Genomic DNA, 1,426 nt, shown 5'->3' with positions numbered 1-1,426 from the left:
CTTAAATATGTGGCATATCGTCTTGATGATTTAGAAGGTGACATATCCTCTTCCAGAAGAAAATTCTTTCTCTTTACACTCGGTGTATTAGCGATCTTATCCTTAATTGTTATAGGCAAACCTTTTATATCCCTTATAATCAAAACTGAGGATATATTCTGGGTAGATCCCCCTACACATTCCATTCTTGAATCTCTCAGCGGATTAATCGCTATCGTCATTGGTCTTATAATATACTGGGAATACTTAGCCTCAGGCAAAAAGAACGCCCTTTTCCTTATCTTAGGGTTCTTTTCTATGGGCATACTTGATATCTTTCATGCCTTTTCTGACTACTGCCATAACATGTTTGTATGGTTACATTCCTTCAGTGCCTTTTTTGGCTCTGCTTTTTTCATCGGGTCTATATTTTTTAATGATAAGATTGATAGCAATACTGAACCACTCTGGATAAGACGGTTTTATGTATTATCTGGAACCATCCTTATTTTTACCTTTGCTATGTCATCTATTAAATTCTCTTCTTCTCTTCCAGATGTCCTCTCAGTGAGTTTGCCTCATCATACTCCTGTTGTTGATGCTAAGGGACATTTCAGCGATTTTATTTATACCCTTAATTTGACAGCATCTATATTATTCCTGCTTTCCGGTATCTTTTTCCTCAAAGGTTTTTTAGCGACAAATGATGTTATATACCATGTGCTCGGAACCGCTGCCCTGCTCTTTTTCGAAAGTGAGATCTCCTTTACCTTTTCAAAATTATGGGACCCTATCTGGTGGTACTGGCATGTCATAAAGGTAATAATCTTTTCTGGACTTCTCATAGGGCTTGCCTATGGATTTACTCGAACATTTTATAGACTCTATGAATCAAGAAGAAAACTGGCAGAACTTCTTGAGTCACTGGAGGGGAAAAACATAGAGCTCAGGACTGCATATGAACGATTAAAGGAAACTCAGAGATATTTAACTGAATCCGAGAGACTTGCATCTATAGGAAAGATGGCGGCCGGACTTGCCCATGAAATCAGGAATCCCTTAGGGGCTATCTCCAACTCACTGGGAGTTCTCCAGAGGTATAGTTCTCTATCAAAGGATGATAGAGAACTTCTCGATATTATCGAAAAAGAGGCAGATAGGCTGAATAAATTAGTTGAAGACTTTCTAAGTTTTTCTAAGCCGTTACAGCTCAACAGAGAAGAAGCAAATATACACGAACTCATAGATGAGACTATTTCTATCTTAAAACTGGACAGAAGACTTATGACGGGTTTAACGATTAATAAATCCTTTGCCTCTAATGTCCCAAATCTCATGCTGGATAGGAATCAGATAAAACAGATTTTATGGAACCTCTTTATTAATGCAATACAGGCAATGCCTGATGGAGGGGTGTTAAGTATAAAAACACGGTATAAGGCTACAG

2 protein-coding genes are annotated in these 1,426 nt (G+C 37.9%); one reads left to right on the top strand and one right to left on the bottom strand.

All coding sequences use genetic code 11. The features are described from left to right. On the bottom strand, positions 1 to 305 hold a 305-nt coding region (locus AB1488_01725; protein MEW6408817.1), incomplete at its 3' end, for a hypothetical protein. Between AB1488_01725 and AB1488_01720 the strand changes: the two genes are divergently transcribed. After that, on the top strand, positions 298 to 1,426 hold a 1,129-nt coding region (locus AB1488_01720; protein ID MEW6408816.1), incomplete at its 3' end, for a histidine kinase dimerization/phospho-acceptor domain-containing protein. The genes AB1488_01725 and AB1488_01720 overlap by 8 nt on opposite strands.

This window comes from Nitrospirota bacterium (assembly GCA_040756155.1).
In the GTDB taxonomy this organism is placed as follows: Bacteria; Nitrospirota; Thermodesulfovibrionia; order JACRGW01; family JBFLZU01; genus JBFLZU01.
Note: the sequence above shows the minus strand (reverse complement) of the source record. Positions and strands in the feature narration are given on the sequence as shown.